The 18,849-nt window shown below is 68.7% G+C and carries 17 protein-coding genes; 2 read left to right on the forward strand and 15 right to left on the reverse strand.

The features are described 5' to 3' along the window. Positions 1 to 139 precede the first annotated feature (139 nt). Positions 140 to 1,546 carry an MFS transporter gene (locus AB0333_RS06745; protein ID WP_366217895.1) on the forward strand — a complete coding sequence of 469 codons (1,407 nt, stop codon included), beginning with the start codon at positions 140 to 142 and terminating at the stop codon, positions 1,544 to 1,546. A gap of 115 nt (positions 1,547 to 1,661) precedes the next feature. Here AB0333_RS06745 and thpD read toward each other — a convergent pair whose 3' ends face one another. From thpD to ectA, 4 genes are all read right to left on the reverse strand, one after another. Then, positions 1,662 to 2,570, reverse strand: coding sequence for an ectoine hydroxylase (gene thpD / locus AB0333_RS06750; protein WP_366217896.1), 909 nt, complete (start codon positions 2,568 to 2,570; stop codon positions 1,662 to 1,664). Positions 2,571 to 2,778: 208 nt separating this feature from the next. Continuing rightward, positions 2,779 to 3,222: an ectoine synthase gene (locus tag AB0333_RS06755; RefSeq protein ID WP_115932809.1), complete on the reverse strand. Its 444-nt coding sequence runs from the start codon at positions 3,220 to 3,222 to the stop codon at positions 2,779 to 2,781. Positions 3,223 to 3,346: 124 nt separating this feature from the next. After that, positions 3,347 to 4,645: a diaminobutyrate--2-oxoglutarate transaminase gene (ectB, locus tag AB0333_RS06760; RefSeq protein ID WP_366217897.1), complete on the reverse strand. Its 1,299-nt coding sequence runs from the start codon at positions 4,643 to 4,645 to the stop codon at positions 3,347 to 3,349. Positions 4,646 to 4,812: 167 nt separating this feature from the next. Continuing rightward, complete coding sequence (gene ectA / locus AB0333_RS06765) at positions 4,813 to 5,325, reverse strand: diaminobutyrate acetyltransferase (RefSeq protein ID WP_366217898.1); 513 nt, start codon at positions 5,323 to 5,325, stop codon at positions 4,813 to 4,815. A 1,059-nt stretch (positions 5,326 to 6,384) separates the two neighbouring features. Between ectA and AB0333_RS06770 the strand changes: the two genes are divergently transcribed. Further along, positions 6,385 to 6,513, forward strand: a complete 129-nt coding sequence (locus AB0333_RS06770; protein WP_366217899.1) for a hypothetical protein — start codon at positions 6,385 to 6,387, stop codon at positions 6,511 to 6,513. Between the two features lie 47 nt (positions 6,514 to 6,560). Here AB0333_RS06770 and AB0333_RS06775 read toward each other — a convergent pair whose 3' ends face one another. The 11 genes from AB0333_RS06775 to AB0333_RS06825 form a co-directional block, all read right to left on the reverse strand. Then, the gene (locus AB0333_RS06775; RefSeq protein WP_366217900.1) at positions 6,561 to 7,106 is read right to left on the reverse strand and encodes a CarD family transcriptional regulator; all 546 of its coding nucleotides are present in this window, start codon (positions 7,104 to 7,106) and stop codon (positions 6,561 to 6,563) included. A 152-nt stretch (positions 7,107 to 7,258) separates the two neighbouring features. Next, positions 7,259 to 7,972 carry a MarR family transcriptional regulator gene (locus AB0333_RS06780; protein WP_366217901.1) on the reverse strand — a complete coding sequence of 238 codons (714 nt, stop codon included), beginning with the start codon at positions 7,970 to 7,972 and terminating at the stop codon, positions 7,259 to 7,261. After that, positions 7,969 to 8,853, reverse strand: a complete 885-nt coding sequence (locus AB0333_RS06785; RefSeq protein ID WP_366217902.1) for an enoyl-CoA hydratase/isomerase family protein — start codon at positions 8,851 to 8,853, stop codon at positions 7,969 to 7,971. The genes AB0333_RS06780 and AB0333_RS06785 overlap by 4 nt, the downstream gene beginning before the upstream one ends. After that, entirely contained in the window at positions 8,850 to 10,139 is a 1,290-nt protein-coding gene (locus AB0333_RS06790) for a CoA transferase (RefSeq protein WP_366217903.1), read from the reverse strand. The genes AB0333_RS06785 and AB0333_RS06790 overlap by 4 nt, the downstream gene beginning before the upstream one ends. Positions 10,140 to 10,141: 2 nt before the next feature. Continuing rightward, positions 10,142 to 11,644, reverse strand: a complete 1,503-nt coding sequence (locus AB0333_RS06795) for an aldehyde dehydrogenase family protein (RefSeq protein WP_366217904.1) — start codon at positions 11,642 to 11,644, stop codon at positions 10,142 to 10,144. Positions 11,645 to 11,747: 103 nt separating this feature from the next. Continuing rightward, complete coding sequence (locus AB0333_RS06800) at positions 11,748 to 12,536, reverse strand: enoyl-CoA hydratase (protein WP_366217905.1); 789 nt, start codon at positions 12,534 to 12,536, stop codon at positions 11,748 to 11,750. Between the two features lie 72 nt (positions 12,537 to 12,608). Continuing rightward, a complete protein-coding gene (mmsB, locus tag AB0333_RS06805; protein ID WP_366217906.1) occupies positions 12,609 to 13,610 on the reverse strand; it encodes a 3-hydroxyisobutyrate dehydrogenase in 1,002 nt (333 codons plus the stop codon). A gap of 38 nt (positions 13,611 to 13,648) precedes the next feature. After that, positions 13,649 to 14,719 carry an enoyl-CoA hydratase/isomerase family protein gene (locus AB0333_RS06810; RefSeq protein WP_366217907.1) on the reverse strand — a complete coding sequence of 357 codons (1,071 nt, stop codon included), beginning with the start codon at positions 14,717 to 14,719 and terminating at the stop codon, positions 13,649 to 13,651. A gap of 9 nt (positions 14,720 to 14,728) precedes the next feature. Next, the gene (locus tag AB0333_RS06815; RefSeq protein WP_366217908.1) at positions 14,729 to 15,865 is read right to left on the reverse strand and encodes an acyl-CoA dehydrogenase family protein; all 1,137 of its coding nucleotides are present in this window, start codon (positions 15,863 to 15,865) and stop codon (positions 14,729 to 14,731) included. A gap of 102 nt (positions 15,866 to 15,967) precedes the next feature. Then, the gene (locus AB0333_RS06820; protein ID WP_366217909.1) at positions 15,968 to 17,713 is read right to left on the reverse strand and encodes a cytochrome b/b6 domain-containing protein; all 1,746 of its coding nucleotides are present in this window, start codon (positions 17,711 to 17,713) and stop codon (positions 15,968 to 15,970) included. 124 nt (positions 17,714 to 17,837) lie between these two features. Continuing rightward, positions 17,838 to 18,827: an electron transfer flavoprotein subunit alpha/FixB family protein gene (locus AB0333_RS06825; RefSeq protein ID WP_366217910.1), complete on the reverse strand. Its 990-nt coding sequence runs from the start codon at positions 18,825 to 18,827 to the stop codon at positions 17,838 to 17,840. Positions 18,828 to 18,849: the final 22 nt, after the last annotated feature.

Here is an 18,849-nt window from a genome sequence, read left to right on the forward strand (position 1 = left end):
AGACGGGGTCAACCAGGCGAACCGTCGCGAGGTCAATGTGGCGTGACTCACAGGAGTCGATTATCATCGTGCGGTGACCGAACGGTCAGTCACTAATCCGCACCGTCCTCAGCATCCCACCCGTCATCTGGAGCTCACCATGGCAGATTCACCGACCGCAGCGGCTGCCCGCCCGCGGCGCAGCGCCGAGGAGCGCAAGGTCCTCGCTGGCACCCTCGTCGGCACCACCATCGAGTGGTACGACTTCTTCATCTACGCCCAGGCCGCGGCCTTCGTGCTCGCGCCCCTGTTCTTCGCCCCGCTGGCCGCGGAGAACGCACCACTGGCACAGGTGGTCTCCTGGGCCTCCCTGGGCATCAGCTTCCTGTTCCGCCCCCTCGGCGCCATCATCGCCGGTCACCTGGGAGACAAGTACGGACGCAAGATGATCCTGGTGCTCACCCTGGTGGGCATGGGCGGGGCCACGGCGCTGATCGGCCTGCTGCCCACCCACGCCGTGATCGGCATCTGGGCGCCGATCCTCCTGATCTTCCTGCGCATCGTCCAGGGCTTCTCCGCCGGCGGCGAATGGGGCGGCGCGGCCCTGATGTCGGTTGAGCACGCCCCGCGCAACCTGCGCAGCACCTTCGGCTCCTACCCGCAGATCGGTGTCCCGATCGGGATGCTCCTGGCCACCGCCTTCATGACGCTGCTGACCAGCTTCATGTCCGAGGAGGCCTTCATGGCCTGGGGCTGGCGCATCCCGTTCCTCTCCTCCGTGGTACTGATCCTCGTGGGGTACCTCATCCGGCGTGCCGTGGACGAGTCCCCGGTGTTCAAGCAGATGCAGCTGCGCAAGAAGGAGTCCGCCGCTCCCCTGGGCGTGCTCCTGAAGAGCCACAAGAAGAACGTCATCCTGGCCGCCCTGATCTTCGCCGCCAACAACGCGGCCGGCTACCTGGTCATCGCGTTCTTCGCCTCCTACGGTGCCAACGTGCTGGGCATGAGCCGGGAGTCCACGCTGGTGGCCTCCTTCATCGGCGGCCTCGGCTGGCTGGCGTTCACCATGCTCGGCGGCAGGCTCGGTGACCGGATCGGCAAGATCCGCACCTTCCAGATCGGCTACGGCATCATCATCCTGTGGGCGATCCCCATGTGGTTCCTGCTGGACACAGCCTCACTACCGCTGTTCACCCTGGCCATCGTCATCCTGACCATCGGCCTCGGCCCCTCGTACGGCCCTCAGTCCGCGCTGTACGCCGAGATGTTCCCGGCCAACGTCCGCTATTCCGGCGTGTCCATCGGCTACGCCTTCGGCTCGATCATCGGCGGCGCCTTCGCCCCGATGATCGCCCAGCTGCTGCTGAACCGCACCGGTGCCAGCTGGACCATCGGCGTCTACATCGCCGCGCTGGCCATCGTCTCCTTCGTGGCCGTGTCGATGGTGCCGAAATCCGTGGAGGGGTCCGACCTGCACGTGGATGAGTCACACCGCGAGCACCTGGCCGCACACCCGGAGGATGCGGCCCTGGTCGACGAGGCGACCCAGGCCGACAGGAAGGCGTAGGACCACCGAGGTGACCTCCCCCGGATCGATCGGGAGTCAGACCGTCGCCAGATGACTGTGCGGGCAGAAACAACCGGTTGCTTCTGCCCGCACAGTGATGCATGCCGGTGTGCTGTCAGCGCAGTCCGGCCGGCGTGAAATCGGTCGAGCCGGCGAATTCGGGCCGCGGCTTGGACGCGGCGTACGGCTCACCGATCGTGTTCTCCACCGAGTTGAACACGATGAACACGTTGGACCGCGGGAACGGGGTGACGTTGCCGTTGGACGCGTGCATGCAGTTGCTGTCGAACATGACGGCCCCGCCTGCCTGGCCCTCCAGCACGTCGATCCCGTAGCGGTCGTAGAAGTCCGTCAGGATCTGCTTGCTCGGGGTCCCGGCCCCCTGCATCACCAGGGACTTGAGGTAGTTGTCCTCCGGGGTGGCCCCGTCGCAGGAGACGTACTCCCGGTGGGAGCCGGGCATGATCATCAGGGGCCCGTTGTAGGAGTAGTTGTCCGTCATCGAGATCGAGAGGCTGACGGCCCGCGGGGCGGGCATGCCGTCCTCCGCGTGCCACGTCTCGAAGTCGGAGTGCCACATGAACTCCTTGCCCTCGAAACCGGGCTTGAAGTTCACACGGGACTGGTGGATGTACACGTCTGAGCCCAGCAGCTGCCGCGCCCGGTCCACCACCCGCGGGTCGTTGGCGATCCTCTTGAACACCGGGCTGATGCGGTGGACGTCGAAGACGGAGCGAACCTCCTGGCTACTGGCCTCGATCACGCAGCGCTCATCGGCGCGGACCTGCGGGTCGTGCGAGAGGCGTTCGAGTTCCCGGTGGAACTCCGCCACCTCGTCATCGCTGACCAGCCGGTCGATCGACAAGTACCCGCGGGCGTCGAACCCGTCCAGGGTTGCCCGGTCCAGCGGGCCCTCTGACGCGGACCCCCACACCACCGCATCCTCGCGGGGCATGACCTTGACCTCACCATTGTTCCGGGTGGGGTAGGTGTCGATTCTGTGCTGCATTGCCGTTGCAGTCATCGGTCTTCTCCTATCCTTCGGTGTTCTGCGCGGTTTCGGTGGTTCTCACCACACGGGTGCGGGCCCTACTATGCCCCGTCACCCCACCTACCACTGTGGCCCGGTGCCCCGATCCCCCGCAAGCGGAGTTCGGGGCACCGGGCCACAGGAGGACGGCCTGGGCCGGCACCGATCAGTATCGGTCCACGCCCGTCAGCCGCTCAGGCCATCAGGCCATCGCTTCGGTTTCGACGTTGGCCTTCTTCGGCACTTTGCGGTCCGAACCCTCTTCGAAGACCAGCTGGTAGACGCCATTCGCGTCGTGGGTCTCGCGGCCGGTCACCGGCGGGTTGAAGACGCAGGCCATCCGCAGCTCGGTGGTGGCGCGCACCGTGTGCTTCTCGTTGCCGTCCAGCAGGTACATGGTGCCGTCCTTGAGCTCGTGCACCTCACCGGTCACCTCGTTGGTCAGGGTGCCCTCGCCCTGCACGCAGTACACGGCCTCAATGTGGTTCGCGTAGTGGAACGTCGAGGTCGTGCCGGCGTAGATCACGGTGTCGTGGAAGGAGAAGCCGACGCCTTCGCGCGCCAGCACCATGCGGCGTGAGCGCCAGGTCTCCGACTTGATGTCGCGCTCGGTGTCGTTCAGGTCGTTCAGGTTGGTCACCAGCATATGGGTTCCTTTCGGTCAGGACGGTGAGTACATCTTTGGCGGCACGACGGCAGTCGGCGCGGTCTGTGCCGCACAACGTACCGCCGTCGATGCCGTGGGGAAAAGCGCCGGGGCGCTCAGGGGCTCAGGCGGCGGCGAGCGTGCCGTTTCCCGGCTGGAACGCGACGTCGGAGCCGGTCACCTTGGCGACGGCGGCGGCGATGATGCCCATGCCGCGCTCCAACTGGTCCTTCGGGGTGGTCAGGGCCGGCATCAGCTTCAGGACCTCATCGTCGGGACCGGAGGTCTCTACGAGCAGGCCGTTCCGGAACGACTCGGCGGCCACCTTGCCGGCCACCTCCGTGTCCGCGAAATGCAGGCCGGCCAGCAGCCCCCGGCCGCGGACGGAGGCCCCGTCCACGGAGGCGGCGATCTTTTCCAGGGCGCCGTGCACGGTGGCGATGGCCTCGGCCAGCTGGCCCTTCTGGAACGAGTCGTCGGCCCAGAATTCCTTCAGGGTGGCGGTGGCGGTGACGAACGCCGGGTTGTTGCCGCGGAAGGTCCCGTTGTGCTCGCCGGGCTCCCACACGTCCAACTCGGGGCGGAAGAGGGTCAGGGCCATCGGCAGGCCATAACCGGAGATCGACTTGGAGACGCAGACGATGTCCGGGGTGAAGCCGGCCTCCTCGAAGCTGAAGAAGGTGCCGGTCCGGCCGCAGCCGGCCTGGACATCGTCCGCGATCAGCAGGATCTCGTGCTTGCCGCACAGATCCGAGAGCTGCTTGAGCCACTCGAGGCGGGCGGCACGCACGCCACCCTCGCCCTGGACGGTCTCCACGATGATGGCGGCCGGCTTGTCCACGCCGGAGCCGGAATCCTCCAGGACACGCTCCAGCCACATGAAGTCCTCGGTCTCACCGTTGAAGTAGTCGTCATACGGGATCTTCGAGCTGTTGGTCAGCGGGATGCCCGCGCCCTTGCGCTTCATCGAGTTGCCGGTCACGGACAGTGAGCCCAGGGTCATGCCGTGGAACGCATTGGTGAAGGACAGGATGTGCTGGCGGCCGGTCACCTTACGGGCCAGCTTGAGGGCGGCCTCCACGGTGTTGGTTCCCGTCGGGCCGGGGAACATGACCTTGTAGTCCAGTCCGCGCGGCTTCAGGATGACGTCACTGAAGGTCTGCAGGAAGTCCCGCTTGGCCGGCGTCATCATGTCCAGGGAGTGCACCGGGGCATCGCTGGAGATGTACTCGACCAGGGCCTTCTGCAGCAGCGGGTGGTTGTGCCCGTAGTTCAGCGCGCCGGCACCGGAGAAGAAGTCCAGGTACTCGGTGCCGTCCTCAGCGGTCTGGACGGCGCCCTTGGCCTGGGTGAAGACGGTGGGCCAGCCGCGGCTGTAGCTGCGGACCTCGGATTCGATGGTGGAGAAGACGGTGGTGTCCATGGTTCATCCCTTTCTTGGCAGACATCCGTGTGGTGGACGGCCTGCATGGTCGGTGGGGGCAATGGCGAGTGGTGATGGGTTCAAGGAGGGGCCGCGCTCGGGCGGGCCGGCCGCAGGGCGCGACCGCTGCTGGGCACCGGCGGCGCTACGACGCGTCGACGGCGTGACTAGTCCGCGAGGGGAGAGATGCGGTGCAGAAATTCCGTGTCGTGTCCGTCCGGATACATCTCCGCGGTGATCAGCGGGGTGATCTGGTGATCCGCTCCGAAGCGCTCGGCGAGGCTGGCGAACAGTCGCTGGGAGGCCGCGTTGTCATCCGTGATGGTGGTCTCCAGCGCCTCGGCGGAGGTGCGGGCGACGAGTTCGTCCAACATGCGGGACGCCAGTCCATGGCCTCGGGCCGCCTCGGTCACGGCCACCTGCCACACCATCAGCGTGCTGGGGGCATCGGGCCGGAGGTAGCCGGTAACGAAGCCGGCCGGCTCGCCGTCGATCTCCGCGATCACGGTGGTGTCAGCGAAGTCCCGGCACCAGAGCAGGTAGTAGTAGGACGAGTTGAGGTCGAGGACCTTCGAATCCTTGGTCATGTGCCACAACGCGGCTCCGTCCTCAGTCTGCGGAGGGCGGAGCACGGGGGCTGTCGGTCGGGTGGTCAGTGCTGTGTCTGCATCATCTGCCATCCCCTCCAACCTAACGAGATGAAATCTGATTTCAAGCCCGGTCGGGCGGATTTCCGCGGTTTTGGGCTCTTTCACCGCCGAGTATCGCCCCGTCCGACACGCCGCCGCATCCCATAGCTGACGCGGTTGCCCGGGCAAATCTTTCGGGGCCGAACGGGCATCGTGAGATCTTTATCATTCCGTTATTTTTGCAACCCCCAGGCTAGCATGATATGAACCGGGTCACAACGACTGGAGGGCGGCATGGAGGCGGCCTGGGCTAGGTTGCTGGAATGACCTTCTCGACCTCTTCGCCCCCTGCGCCTCCCGCGTCTCCCACCACCGCACGCCCTCACCTGCTCGGCCGCACCGAGCAACTGACGCGCGTCCAACTGTTCGAGGCGCAGCAGCAAGGGGCGCGGGAGCGGACGGGCACCCTGAGGACGGGACCCTGGTCCATGGATCTCGAGGGGCGTCCCAGCGGGCTCTCCGCCGCCGTCATCCTGGACAACACCCTGGCCCGGGCCGTCCGCGCGGCAGCTCCGGGCCTGGACTGGATCGTTACCACCGAGCTGCAGCTGAACATCAGCCGCCCCTTCCCCGCCGAGGAGGCCGTCCTGGAGTCCTGGGCGAGTGCGGGCGCCGTCGATCCCCTGGGTGGCATGGCCCAGGCCAACCTGCAGGACGCCGACGGAACGGTCTACGTCCACGCCACGGGGTGGTTCCAGGGCGTCGGCCCGAGCTCCGGCGCCACAGCGGACCAGTACAGGCGCCTGGCGTCACTTCCGCTCGGTCCGGAGACGGAGGTGCCCCTGGCCTCGCTCATGGGAATGCAGGGCGGCTCCGTGCCCGGCGACGGCGAACGCCCCTCCGTGACCGACAGCTTCCAGGACGGTCCGCTATTTGCCGACAAGGAGGAGCTGATGAACCCCCAGGGGGCGGTGCACGGCGGGGCGCTGACCATCATGTCCGGACTGGCGGCTCAGCAAGCCATGCCGGACCGGGCGGGATTCGACCTGCAGTCGCTGCGAGTCCTCTTCCTCCGCCCCCGCCGGGGGCACCATCGCCGCGCGCACCCGGGTGCGCCACGCAGGACGCTCCCTGCGCATCGTGGACGTCGAGCTGATGGCCGGCGGGCCCGACGTCGGGAACCTCAGCCGGCGGAAGCCGTTCGTCCAGGCCGAAGCGGTGTTCCGCCCCGCCCGCTGACGGCCGCGGCGAAACGGCAGAGGGCAGAGGGCAGAGGGCAGAGCCTGTCAGGCGGCCTGCTTGGCGTGCTTGGAGTCCTTGCCGCGGTCCAAGCCCAGGTCCTTCAGCGGCGTGCCGTCGATGGCCTGGACCATGACGTCCTCGGCCTCGACCACGGAGATGTCCAGGACGATGGCGACCTCGGCCGCGAGAATCTCCACGGCATCGCGGTACAGGGTGCGCTCCGCCATGGACAGATCCTTCTCGGCCTGACGGCGGTGCAGGTCGCGGACCACTTCGGCCACGCGGGGCAGGTCACCGGTCGCCAGCTTCTCCTGGAACGCCTTCAGCCGGCGGGACCACTGCTCTTCGACGTACTCGCTGGGCTTCGCCAGGAGGGACATCAGCTTGCGGACCTGGGTGTGGCTGCTGACATCGCGGACACCGATGTCCTTGACCATCGATTCGGGAACGGAGATGCGCAAGCCCTTGTCCTGGATTTCCAGTTCCACATACGCGACGTCCTTGCCCTTCAATTGCCGAACCTGGCGATCGAGGACGATCGCGGGGCCGTGGTGGGGATGGACAACAAACTGACCGGGAACCAGACGCATGGGTGGGATGCACCTTCCTGTTGCTTACACCGAGATGTCACCGGGGCAAGCAGAAGCCGACCACCGGGAAAATGACCAATTCATTTTCTCATTATTTGTTTCAAAAAACAAGTCGGCGGTGTGTCTTTGGGCCCGCTGGGCGGCATGATGCCTTATGCTCTCGGCAACCTGCGCTTGCGAGGTCGCGCGGGCTTGTCCCCCGTCTGGTCCGGCGTGTGCACCGGCAGGGCGGCCCCCTCCTCGCCCAGGCCAAGCGCGACTTCCCTGGCCGCCTCGCCGGCCCCGGCGCGGGGAGCTGCAGCGGCGTCCGGGATCATGCCGGATCCGGCGTCCGGGGTGATCCCGCCCATCAACTCACTGGGCTCGGCGAAGTCCCCCGCCGCGAAGCGCAGGGCACCGAGGATGCGGTTGAGGTCGGTCAGCATCCCCGCGGGCAGACCGAGGTCGGTGAAGACCTCGCGGTTAAGCTCCCGGGCCGCCTGCAGTGCCACGTCGCGGCCCTGTGGAGTGATGGCGATGAGATTCGCCCGGCCATCCGTGGGATGCGGCTGCCGCTCCACGAGACCGGCCTGCCCCAAGCGCTCCACGGTGTTGGTGACCGAGGTGGGATGGACCTGGAGCCGGCTCGATGCCTTGGCCAGCGGCATCGCCCCGGTCCGAGAGAACCCCAGCAGGGTGAGCATCTCGAAGCGGGCGAAGGTCAGGTCCAAAGGCCGCAGTACGGCGTCGATCCGGGCCATCAGGATTTGCTGCGCGCGGAACAGCGAGGTCACGGCCGCCATGGCGTCTGCGGACTCGCCCCACCCGTGGCCCACCCAGTTCTGGTGAGCCTGCGCCACGGGATCGTGCTGGAGCGGAGGGGTCACGATGAGGGTTCCCCCATCCTGGTTCGCCGCTGGGTGTCCCGCCCGCCGTTCCAGGTGAACTCTGGGGTCCTCTTGGCCAGGAAGGCGCCGACCCCGGCCTCGGCGTCACCGGCGGTGGCCATCAGGTGCTGCCAGTGATCGCTGGCCTGCCGCAGTTCGGTCCCGCTCCCATCCCCGGCCCCGGCGTCCGCCGAGACGATGGTGTCCACGATGTCCTTCATGGCCTGGATGGACAGCTGGGACCGGGACGCGAGCCGCTGCACGAACGTGTCCACCTCGTCCCAGAAGTCCTCGGCTGGGTGGACCGCCTGGACCAGGCCGAGGACGCGGGCCCGTTCGGCGTCCACGAAGTCGCCGCTGAACAGCAGGTATTTGGCGGTGGCCGGACCGGCGATGCGCACGAGCCGCTCGATCCCGGCGGTCGGGTACACGATCCCGATCTTGGCCGGGGTGATCCCGAAGGTCGCCGCCGAGGAGGCCAGCCGGATGTCGCAGGCCGCTGCGATCTGCCAGGCACCACCGAGGCAGTAGCCCTGAACGGCGGCGATGGTGGGCTTGTGCAGTGCGGCCAGGGCGGCCTCACCGGCGGCCACGGCGCCACCGTCGTGATGCCCGGAGTCCTCGTCCTTCAGGATCGCCCGCAGATCGGAGATATCGGCCCCGGCGGAGAAGTCCGTTCCGCCCCCGCGCACGACGACGGCCCGCACCGACCCGTCATCGGCGAGCTGGGCGCAGGCCGGCTCCAGGGCCCGCCACATGGCCTCCGTCATGGTGTTGCGCCGCCCCGGGTTGGACAGGGTCACGGTGGCGATGGCCCCCTGCTGCGAGATCTCCACCGTCCCGCCGGGCACGGTGGTCCCGGGTGCCGTCCCCGCGCTCACGGCCGACCGCCCGCCGGTGAGTGCGCCTGCACGATGCCCGCCTGGACGAGGCCGGCGATCTGGCCCTCGTCCAGCCCGAGCCCCTCGAGCACGGTCCGGGTGTCCTCGCCGAGGGCCGGCGGGGCCTTGCGCACCCCGGTGGCGGTGCCGTTGATGCTCAGCGGCCCGCGCAGCAGCGGTAGCGCCGAGCCGTCGAGCCGCTGGACGGTCTGCACCATGTCCAAGGCCTGCACCTGGGGGTCCTCGAAAGCCTGCGCGTAGGTGTAGATGGGCCCGGTGGGGATCCCCGCGGCGCGGAACGCCTCGATCCATTCCAGACCGGGCCGGTGCACCAGCTTCTGTTCGATCAGCTCGGTCAGCTCGGCCCGGTGCTCCGAGCGATCACGCCCCAGGGCGAAGCGCGGATCCTCCTCGAGCTCGGGGGCGCCGATGATTCCGCAGAACTTCTTCCAATGCGCCTGATTGCCCACCGCGATGATCGCCGGGATGTCGGCGGTCTTGAAGACCCCATAGGGCGAGAGCACGGGGTGGTTGTTGCCCTGTGGCACCGGGACGGCACCGGTGGACAGGTAGTTCTGGCCTTGGAACGCCGAGACCGCCAGCCCCGCCTCCAACAGGGAGGTCCCCACCTCGTGGCCCTGCCCCCCGTTGCCGGCCCGCCCGGCCAGCGAGGCGCAGATTCCCACCGCGGTGAAGACGCCGGCGTAGATATCCATCACCGGGACCCCCACCCTGGTGGGCGAGTCCGCGTCCGGGCCCGTCACGGACATCAGCCCGGACATCCCCTGGGCCACCTGGTCCAGCCCGGCCGCCTGGGCCAACGGGCCGGTGGTCCCGAACCCGGAGACCGAGGCGATGACCAGACCGGGATTCGCCGGGCGCAGCGCCTCCGGGTCCAGGCCCATGGTCGCCAGCACCCCGGGGCGGAAGTTCTCCACCAGCACGTCCGCGGACACCGCGAGATCCCACAGCAGCGTCCGTCCCTGCTCCGAGTAGAAGTCCACCGCGATCGACTGCTTGTTCCGGTTCGTGGAATCAAAGTACAGCGAGTGCTCGTCCTCGAACGGCGGCCAGGACCGGGTGGAGTCCCCGCCCTTGGCGGACTCCACCTTGATGATGTCGGCCCCGAGGTCACCCAGCAGCGCCGTGCAGTACGGCCCCGCCAGGGCCCGGGACAGGTCCATCACGGTGATCCCGGCCAAGGGAAGTCCCGCGCTGGCCGCGCCGGCAGCAGCGGGTGACACGCCGCCGTCGGGCAGGGTGTTGTCCGCACTCTTGTCCGTCATCCTCAACCCCGCAGCTTCACGTTGACCTGCTTGATCTGCGTGAAGCCCTCCAGCATGCCCTCCAGGGAGGCTTCGCGACCCATCCCGGACTGCTTGTACCCGCCGTAGGACTGGCCCACGACCTGGCCGCCGCCCTGGTTGACCTGCACCCACCCGGACTCGATCCGGTGCGCGGTGTTCAGGGCGTTGTCCAGGTCGTGCGTCCAGACGTAGGCGGCCAGGCCGTAGTGGGAGTCGTTGGCCATCTTCACGACCTCGTCCACGTCCTTCCACTTGATCGCCACCAGCACGGGGCCGAAGATCTCCTCCTGGGCCAGCCGGAAATCATTCCGGGCCCCGCCGAAGATGGTCGGCACGTGGTAGAAGCCCTCGGTCAGCGGCCCCTCGGTGGGCGCGGAGCCACCGAGCACGGTGGTCAGGTCCGGGTGGTTCCGGCCGTCCTCGAGGAAGCCGGAGATCTGGTCGAACTGGGACTGGTTGATCACCGCACCCATGTCCGTGGCCTCCTCCAGCGGGTCGCCGACGACCATCGCCCCCAGTCGCGCGGCGAGCTTCTCGAGCATCTCGTCATAGATGTCCTCGTGCAGGAACAGCCGGGAGCCGGCGGTGCAAGACTGACCCTGGCGGGCGAAGCGCGAGGAGAGCATCAGCCCGTCCAGGATGCCCTCGTCCTCGACCGCGTCCGGGAACACGATGGACGGGTTCTTGCCACCCAGCTCCAGGGACAGGTGCGCCAGCCGCTCGGAGGCCTGGGCGGCCACCCCGCGGCCCACCTCGGTGGAGCCCGTGAAGGAGACCTTGTCCACCCCCGGGTGGGTGGACAGCGCGTTGCCGATGACCGAGCCGCGCCCGGTCAGGGAGTTCACGACGCCGGCCGGCACGTGCCGCTGGCAGACCTGGGCCAGATACTGGATGGTCAGCGGCGCGTCGTCGGCGGCCTTGAGGATGACCGTGTTCCCGGCGGCCAGGGCGGCCGGGACCTTGAACGCGGCGATCATCAGCGGGGAGTTCCACGGCAGGATGCACGCCACCACGCCCAGCGGCTCACGCCGGGTGTACTGCAGCTGCTGATCCCCCGCGGGCAGGGTGACGCCCTTGGCCTCCCCGGCCACACCGGCGAAGTAACGGAACAGGGAGACGAGAGTGGCGACCTCGGGACGGGCCTGGGAGCGCAGGGCGTTGCCGGTGTCCAGGGCCGTGAGCTGCGCGAACTTCTCCGCCTCGGACTCGATGTCATCCGCGATGGCCAGCAACGCCTTCGCCCGGCCCGTGAAATGGGCGCTGCGCCAGTCCGGGAAGGCCCGACGCGCGGCCGCCACCGCACGGTCGACATCCTCGACCCCGGCCGCCGGCACCCGGCCGATGACCTCACCACGCCGGGCCGGGTTGCGCACAGGGCGCCATTCCCCGGTCGAGGCCTCGGTGGCGCGGCCGTCAATCCATAGCAATTGCTCGACGCCGGCCAGGATGCCTGCCGCTCGATCGTCCAGAATGATCTCAGTCATGGGGTCCTTCTCTCAGGGGAATCGTGTCCGTTTCCGGGCCCCGGCGCGGGCTGGGGCCGGTGGGTGGGCCGACTGCCTGTGGCGGCAGGCCGGCGTCGTAGTCTCAGCGATGGGTGAAGGTGGCCGCACGCTTCTCGACGAAGGCGGCCATGCCCTCTTTCTGGTCGTCCGTGGCGAAGCAGGCGTGGTTCATCCGGCGCTCGTAGAGCAGCCCCTCACTGAGGCTGGACTCGTAGGAGCGGTTGACGGATTCCTTGGCGATCATGGCGATGGGCTTGGACATCCCGGCGATGGTGGTGGCCAGTTCCTGCACTTCGCTGAGCAGATTCGCCACGGGCACCACGCGGGCCACGAGCCCGGACCGCTCGGCCTCGTCGGCCTTCATGACGCGTCCGGTCAAGACCATCTCCATGGCCTTGGACTTGCCGATGGCCCGGGTGAGCCGCTGGGAGCCGCCCATGCCGGGGATGATGCCGAGCTTGATCTCCGGCTGGCCGAACTTCGCGTTGTCCGCGGCGATGATGATGTCCGCGATCATCGCCAGCTCGCAGCCGCCACCCAGGGCATGGCCCGCCACGGCGGAGATGACCGGGGTGCGCACCGCGGCGAGCCGGTCCCAGGCCCCGAACAGGTCGGCGGTGTAGACGTCGGAGAAGGTGCGGGTGGCCATCTCCTTGATGTCCGCTCCAGCGGCGAAGGCCTTCTCGGAGCCGGTGATGACGATCGCGCCGATCTCCGGATCCGCGTCGAAAGCCTCAGCGGCCTCGAGCAGCTCCTCGGTGAGCTGCAGGTTCAGGGCGTTGAGGGCCTTCGGCCGGTTCAACGTGATGGTCCCGACGCGGCCGGTGACGCTGGTCAAGATCGTCTCGTAGGTGCTGTCTGCGGTGGTCATGGTGCTCCTGGTGACTGCGGGGCGGATGTCTGGTGGCGGGCGCCCGGGGCCGGGCGTCCGGGCGTCTGGAGATCAGGCCGTCGGGGTGGACTGCTCACGGATCAGCTCGATAATCCCGGAGAAATCTTTGGTCCCGCCCTCCCCCTGGGCGAAGGCGGCGTAGATCTCCTCGGCCAGCAGCCCCATGCGGCCCTCGATGCCAGTCGTCTCGATCGCGCTCTTGGCCAGCCCGAGGTCCTTGGCCATCAGGGCGCCGGCGAAGCCGGGCTTGAAGTCGCGATTGGCCGGCGAGGTCGGCACGGGGCCCGGGACGGGGCAATTGGTGGTCAGCGCCCAGCACTGGCCGGTGGCGTTGGAGGCCACGTCGAAGAGGGCCTCATTGCTCAGGCCCAGCTTCTCGCCCAGCACGAAGGCTTCGGACACCGCGATCATGGAGGCCCCGAGGATCATGTTGTTGCAGACTTTGGCGGCGAGGCCGTTGCCGGCGGGACCACAGTGCACAATGCGCTTGCCGACGACCTCGAGCACGGGCATGGCCTCGGCGACGTCCTCGGCTGCACCCCCGACCATCATCGCCAACGTGCCCGCCTCGGCCCCGACCGTGCCGCCCGAGACGGGTGCGTCCAGCACCCGGTGCCCGGCCGCCGTCGTGAGTTCGCGCACCGCCACGGAATCCTCCACCGCGATGGTGGAGCAGTCCATGAACAGGGTGTTGGGTGCGGCTGCGGCCAGCAGGCCCTCGACCGGATCGCGGCCGTCCGAGCCGTCGGAACCCTTCAGGGCACCCACGACGTGGCGGCCGGCCGGCAGCATGGTGATGACGAGGCTTTGCGGCGCGCTCGCTGCGCTACGCACGGCTTCGGCACCGGAGGCGGCGATCTCGACGCCTGCCGCCCGCGCCTTCTCGAGCGCCTCCGGGACCAGGTCGAACCCGATGACGCGGTATCCGGCGGCCGCGAGGTTGTGGGCCATGGGACCACCCATGTTCCCCAGGCCGATGAAGGCGATGGTGGGAAGGAAATCAGTGGATGCTGGGGTGTCGCTGGTGTCGGTGCGGTGGCTGGTCTCGGTCATGGCAGTTCTCCTGGCAGTTGTCCGGGGGCTTTTGTGGGTCAGAGGGTGAGTTCGCGGCCTTCGATGGGGGCGGACAGGGCGGTGATCTCGTCCACGGTCACCTGGTCGAGCGTGGCCGGCTCCCACTGCGGGTTGCGGTCCTTGTCCACCAGCAGGGCGCGGATGCCCTCGGGGAAGTTGTGGGCCCGCAACAGGTGGTAAGTCAGTCGGTAGTCGGCCGCCAGGACCTCCTGCACCGAGCGGGCCTGCGCCGCGCCGCGGACGTGATCCAGGGTGATCTTCACGGACGTCGGACACTTCCCCAGGATCGCCTCGGCCGCAGTAGCGGCCTCCGGGGCGCCGTCGGCCTGCAGCGCGGCCACAATCTCCTCGGCGGTGTCCGCGCTGTAGCAGGCCTCGATCCACCGCACGTGCTCGGCCAGCGGTGCGGGAGGGACATCAGGGGCTTCCCCCACGACGGCGGCGATCGCCTCGTCCGCGCCCGTGGACTCGAGTGCCCCGGCCAGTTCCTCCAACCGTTCGGCCGGGACGAAGTGGTCGGCGAAGCCGGCAGCGAGGGCGTCGGCTCCGGTGACGTGACCGGAGGTGAGCGCCATGTGCAACCCGAGGTGTGAGGGGGTGCGGGCCAGCAGCCAGGCCCCGCCGACGTCGGGAAAGAAGCCGATGCCGGTCTCCGGCATCCCCAGCCGGGTCCGCTCGGTGACGATGCGCTGGTTGCCGTGCGCGGAGATCCCGACGCCGCCGCCCAGCACGATGCCGTCCATGAAGGCGACGTACGGCTTCGGGTAGTCGGCGATCAGCGCGTTCATGGCGTACTCGTCGGCGAAGAAGGCGTCCCCGACCTCCGGGCGGCCGTCCACAGCGGCGCGGTAGAGGGAGACGACGTCCCCGCCGGCGCACAGCCCCTTCTCCCCCGCACCCGAGATCAGGACGGTCGCGACGGTGTCGTCTTCCCGCCACTGCTCCAGCGTGTCCCGGACGGTCTGCACCATCCCGTGGGTCAGCGAGTTCAGCGCCTTCGGGCGATTGAGGATGAGGTGCCCGAGGAGGCCCGCGCGGCGGACGATGACCTCGGGTTCGGTTTCAGCGGTGGGCGTGTCGGTGCTCATGGATTCCTCTCAGCCGTCGACCAGCATGCGGCCGACGATCAGCCGCATGATCTCGTTGGATCCCTCCAGGATCTGGTGGACCCGCAGATCGCGGGTAATCTTCTCGATGCCGTACTCGTGCAGGTAGCCGTAGCCCCCGTGGAGCTGGAGGGCCTTGTTGGCAGCTTCGAACCCTGCGTCGGTGGCCACGAGTTTGGCCATGGCGCACAGGCGGACGGTGTCCGGGTCCTTCCGGTCCAGGGCGTCGGCGGCACGCATCAGGAGGGTGCGGGCGGACTCCAGGCTCGTGGCCATGTCTGCCAGATCGAAGACCAGGGACTGCTTGGTGGTCAGCGGCTCACCGAAGGCGGTGCGTTCCTTGAGGTAGGCGGTCGCCTTCTCCAGTGCGGCTTGTCCCCCGCCGAGAGAGCAGGCACCGATGTTGATGCGGCCACCGTTGAGCCCCTTCATGGCGATGTGGAAGCCGTCGCCCTCCTCGCCGAGACGGTTGGCCACCGGGACGCGGGCGTCCTCGAAGATCACCTGCCGGGTGGGCTGGGTGTTCCACCCCATCTTCTTCTCGTTCGGTCCGAAGGACAGTCCCGGGGTGTCCTTGTGGACCACCACCGTGGAGATGCCCTTGGACCCCGTGTCCGCGGTCCGGCACATCACCACGTAGTACTCGGAGGTGCCGGCCCCGGAGATGAACTGCTTGACGCCGTTGAGGACGTAGTCGTCCCCGTCCCGGACCGCGCGGGTGGCCAGGGAGGCCGCATCGGAGCCGGCGCCGGGTTCAGTTAGGCAGTAACTGCCGAGGCGTTGCATGCCGACGAGTTCCGGCACCCACTTCGCCCGCTGCTCGTCCGTGCCGAAGGAATCGATCATCCACACCACCATGTTGTGGATGGAGATGTACGCGGCCAAGGCGGGGTCAGCCTTGGACAGCTCTTCGAAGATGAGGACGGCGTCCTTGCGCTCCAGCCCGGCACCGCCGTACGCCTCGTCCACGTAGATGCCGCCGAGGCCGAGCTCGCCGGCCTCGGCCAGGACGTCCACCGGGAAGTGCTTCTGCTCGTCCCACTCCAAGGCGTGCGGGGCGATACGCTCGGAGGCGAAAGCGCGGACGGCGTCCACGAGTGCCTGCTGGTCATCGGTGATGCGGAGCATGCTGTCAGTCCTTCGTCTGGCGCCGACCCCGGATCGCGGGGTGGCTGGTGAGCCGGCCCCGCCCCGGGTCACGGGTGGGCACCGGTGGGGGTACTGGCCGTGTTACTTGGAGATCTTGCCCATCTGGGCGGCGATCGGGGTGGTGAACAGGGGCTTGGACAGGAACCAGGCGGCGGCGGTGACCACCAAGGAGACCAGGAAGATCACCAGGCCCCACCAGTCCACGACGTCGCGGGAGGTGTACATGTGGTTCAGGTTCCGCAAGGCCCCGGTGAAGAACACCAGGAACACGTGCACGATCGTGAACGCCACGAAGTAGATCATCACCGGGAAGTGGGTGGCCCGGGCCCATTCGACCGGGTAGATCTTGTTGAGCTTCTCCGCGTTGTCCGGCCACCAGGTGGAGAACCGGATCCCGGAGAGGATCGCCAGTGGGGCCGCTATGAACACGGTGAATCCGTAGGCGACCGTCTGCAGGGCGTTGTAGTTCACCCAGCCGTTCTCGGTGGGCCAGTCCAGGGAGGCGTATTGGATGGCTCCGGAGAGCATGTTCGGGAACACGTCCCAGTCCGTGGGCACGATCCGCATCCAGTGGCCCGTGGCGAACAGCAGGATGATGAAGATGAGCCCGTTGAGGACCCAGAGCACGTCCAGGGACTGGTGCAGCCACTGGGTCAGGGACACCTTCTTGGGGGTATTGCCCTTCGGGGAGAAGAAGGAGCCCTTCTTCGCCGTCCAGTAGCCGGGGGGCTTGCGCTCGTTGCGGACCTGCAGACCGGTGCGGATGATCAGCACGATCAGGAACATGTTGAAGAAGTGCTGCCAGCCCATCCACCAGGGCATGCCCTCAGGGGCCGCCTCCAACTGGGTGGAATGACCGTCATAGGTGGCGATGAACTCCTGCACACCCTCCAGGGTCCGCAGCCAGCGGGCACCCAGCACGACGGCGACGGCCACGACTACCAGACCGCCGATGATCAGCGCCGGCTTGACCCACGGGCGCTCCGGCTTCGGCGGGGTCGCCGCACCGGCCGGACCCGGGGTGCCGGCGGTGCCCGACGGCGGCCGGTTGGCCGACGTGGTCGTGGCGGCGGTTCCCGAGGTGGATGCGGTGGTCGAGGCGGAGGGAGCTGTGGTGGAGGCTGCAGGGGCCGGCGTCGCGGAGCCGGTCGAGGCGGGGGCTGTTGAAGATGAGGCAGCCGCTGTGGAGGCAGCAGACCCGGTAGCCGGGGCTGCACCCATGCGGGTCTTGGCAGACGTCGGGGCCCCGCCCATCCGCTTCTTCGAGGCCGCCGCATCGCCGATCTCGGACGCTGGGGTATCCGACGCCGGTGCCGGCGGGGTGCTGGCCTGGGCCGCGGGGGCGCCGCCCATGCGACGCTTCGGCGCACCAGCAGCCGAGGCCGTCGGCGCGTTCGCAGCGGCCGGGTATGCCGTCGGCTCACCCGCGGCGGGCTGGGCCGTCGCTGCATCCTGACCGGCCGGTGACGCATCCTGACCCGCCGGCGCTGCGGGTGCAGTGGGTGCAGCGGCTGCAGCCGGAGCGGGGGCGCTGCCCATCCGGCGCTTCCGGGCGGAGGCCTCCGTTGCCGCCGGCTCGGGTGTCTCCTCCGGCTGGTGAGCCGCGGCCGCCGAGGCAGGTTCCACCTGCCCAGCGGGAGTCGGGGTCTGGGCCGCGGTCGGCAGCTCTGGCACCTGTGTCTCAGGAGCAGTGGCCTCGGGCTCAGCCACGGCTGGTGCCGGGGCTTCGTGTTCGGTGGCCGGCGCCGCGGACTGCGCTGCCGGCGGTGTGTAACCGGCCATCCGGCGCCGTGCCGGAGACTGTCCCGGTTTCTGCTCGCTGCTCATGGTGCTATTCAGTCCTTCTGAGGGGATCATCACGGTGCGCCCGATGCGCCGGGGAGGAAAAAGCCTTCGCTGGCCAGCGCCGCCCACAGAACGTGGTGCTCTGCGGGCGGCGGGCCGGCGGGGATTAGTTGCGGCGCTTGCCGATCTCCTCGATCAGCTGCGGGACCACGGTGAACACGTCGCCGACGATCCCGAAGTCCGCGACCTCGAAGATCGGGGCGTCCTCGTCCTTGTTGATCGCGATGATCGTCTTGGAGGTCTGCATGCCGGCCCGGTGCTGGATCGCCCCGGAGATCCCCAGCGCCACATACAGCTGCGGGGTCACCGTCACACCGGTCTGGCCGACCTGGTAGGACTGCGGGACATAGCCGGCATCCACTGCGGCACGGGAGGCGCCCACGGCCGCACCGAGCACGTCTGCGAGGTCTTCGACCACGGAGAAGGCCTCCTTCGAACCCACCCCTCGACCACCGGAGACCACGGCCTTGGCGCCCCGCAGCGCCGGGCGGTCCGAGGTGGCCGGGGCCTCGCTGGCCGAGTCGATCACGGCGCCCTTCGCAGCCTGCGTGGATACGGCGGCCGTCGTCACCTCCGGGGCGGCCACGGCCTCGGCGCGGGCCTCGATCGAGCCGGGGCGCACGGTCGCGATCAACAGGCCGCCCTCGACGGTGGACTCGGTGGTGAAGTCCCCGCCGAACACGGCGTGGGAGGCGATGACCTCCTGGCCCTCCTCGTCGTAGGCGATGCCGACGACGTCGCTGGCCACGGACCCGCCGGCCACGATCGCCAGACGTCCGGCCACCGCCTTGGAGTCATTCGTGGCCGAGAGCAGCACGACCGGTGCCGAGAAGGCCTGCACAGCATCGGCCAAGGCGCCGACGGCGGCGGAGCCCAGCTCGGTGGCCGCGGTCTCCGACTCGGCCAGGTAGACCTGAGCCGCGCCCAGCGCTCCCAGGTCGGCGGCCAGGTTCCCGGGCGCCCCGGGGGCGGTTACCGCCACCGCCACGGGGTTCCCCAGGCCGGCAGCGGCCCCCAGCAGGCCCGCCGCCGTGGACTTCGGGGCCCCCTCGGTGGTCGTCTCGATCAGGACCAGTACATTTCCAACAGTCGCCATGTGCGTGCTTCCTTCAGCTCAA

Source organism: Citricoccus sp. NPDC079358, assembly GCF_040702545.1.
Classification (GTDB): domain Bacteria; phylum Actinomycetota; class Actinomycetes; order Actinomycetales; family Micrococcaceae; genus Citricoccus.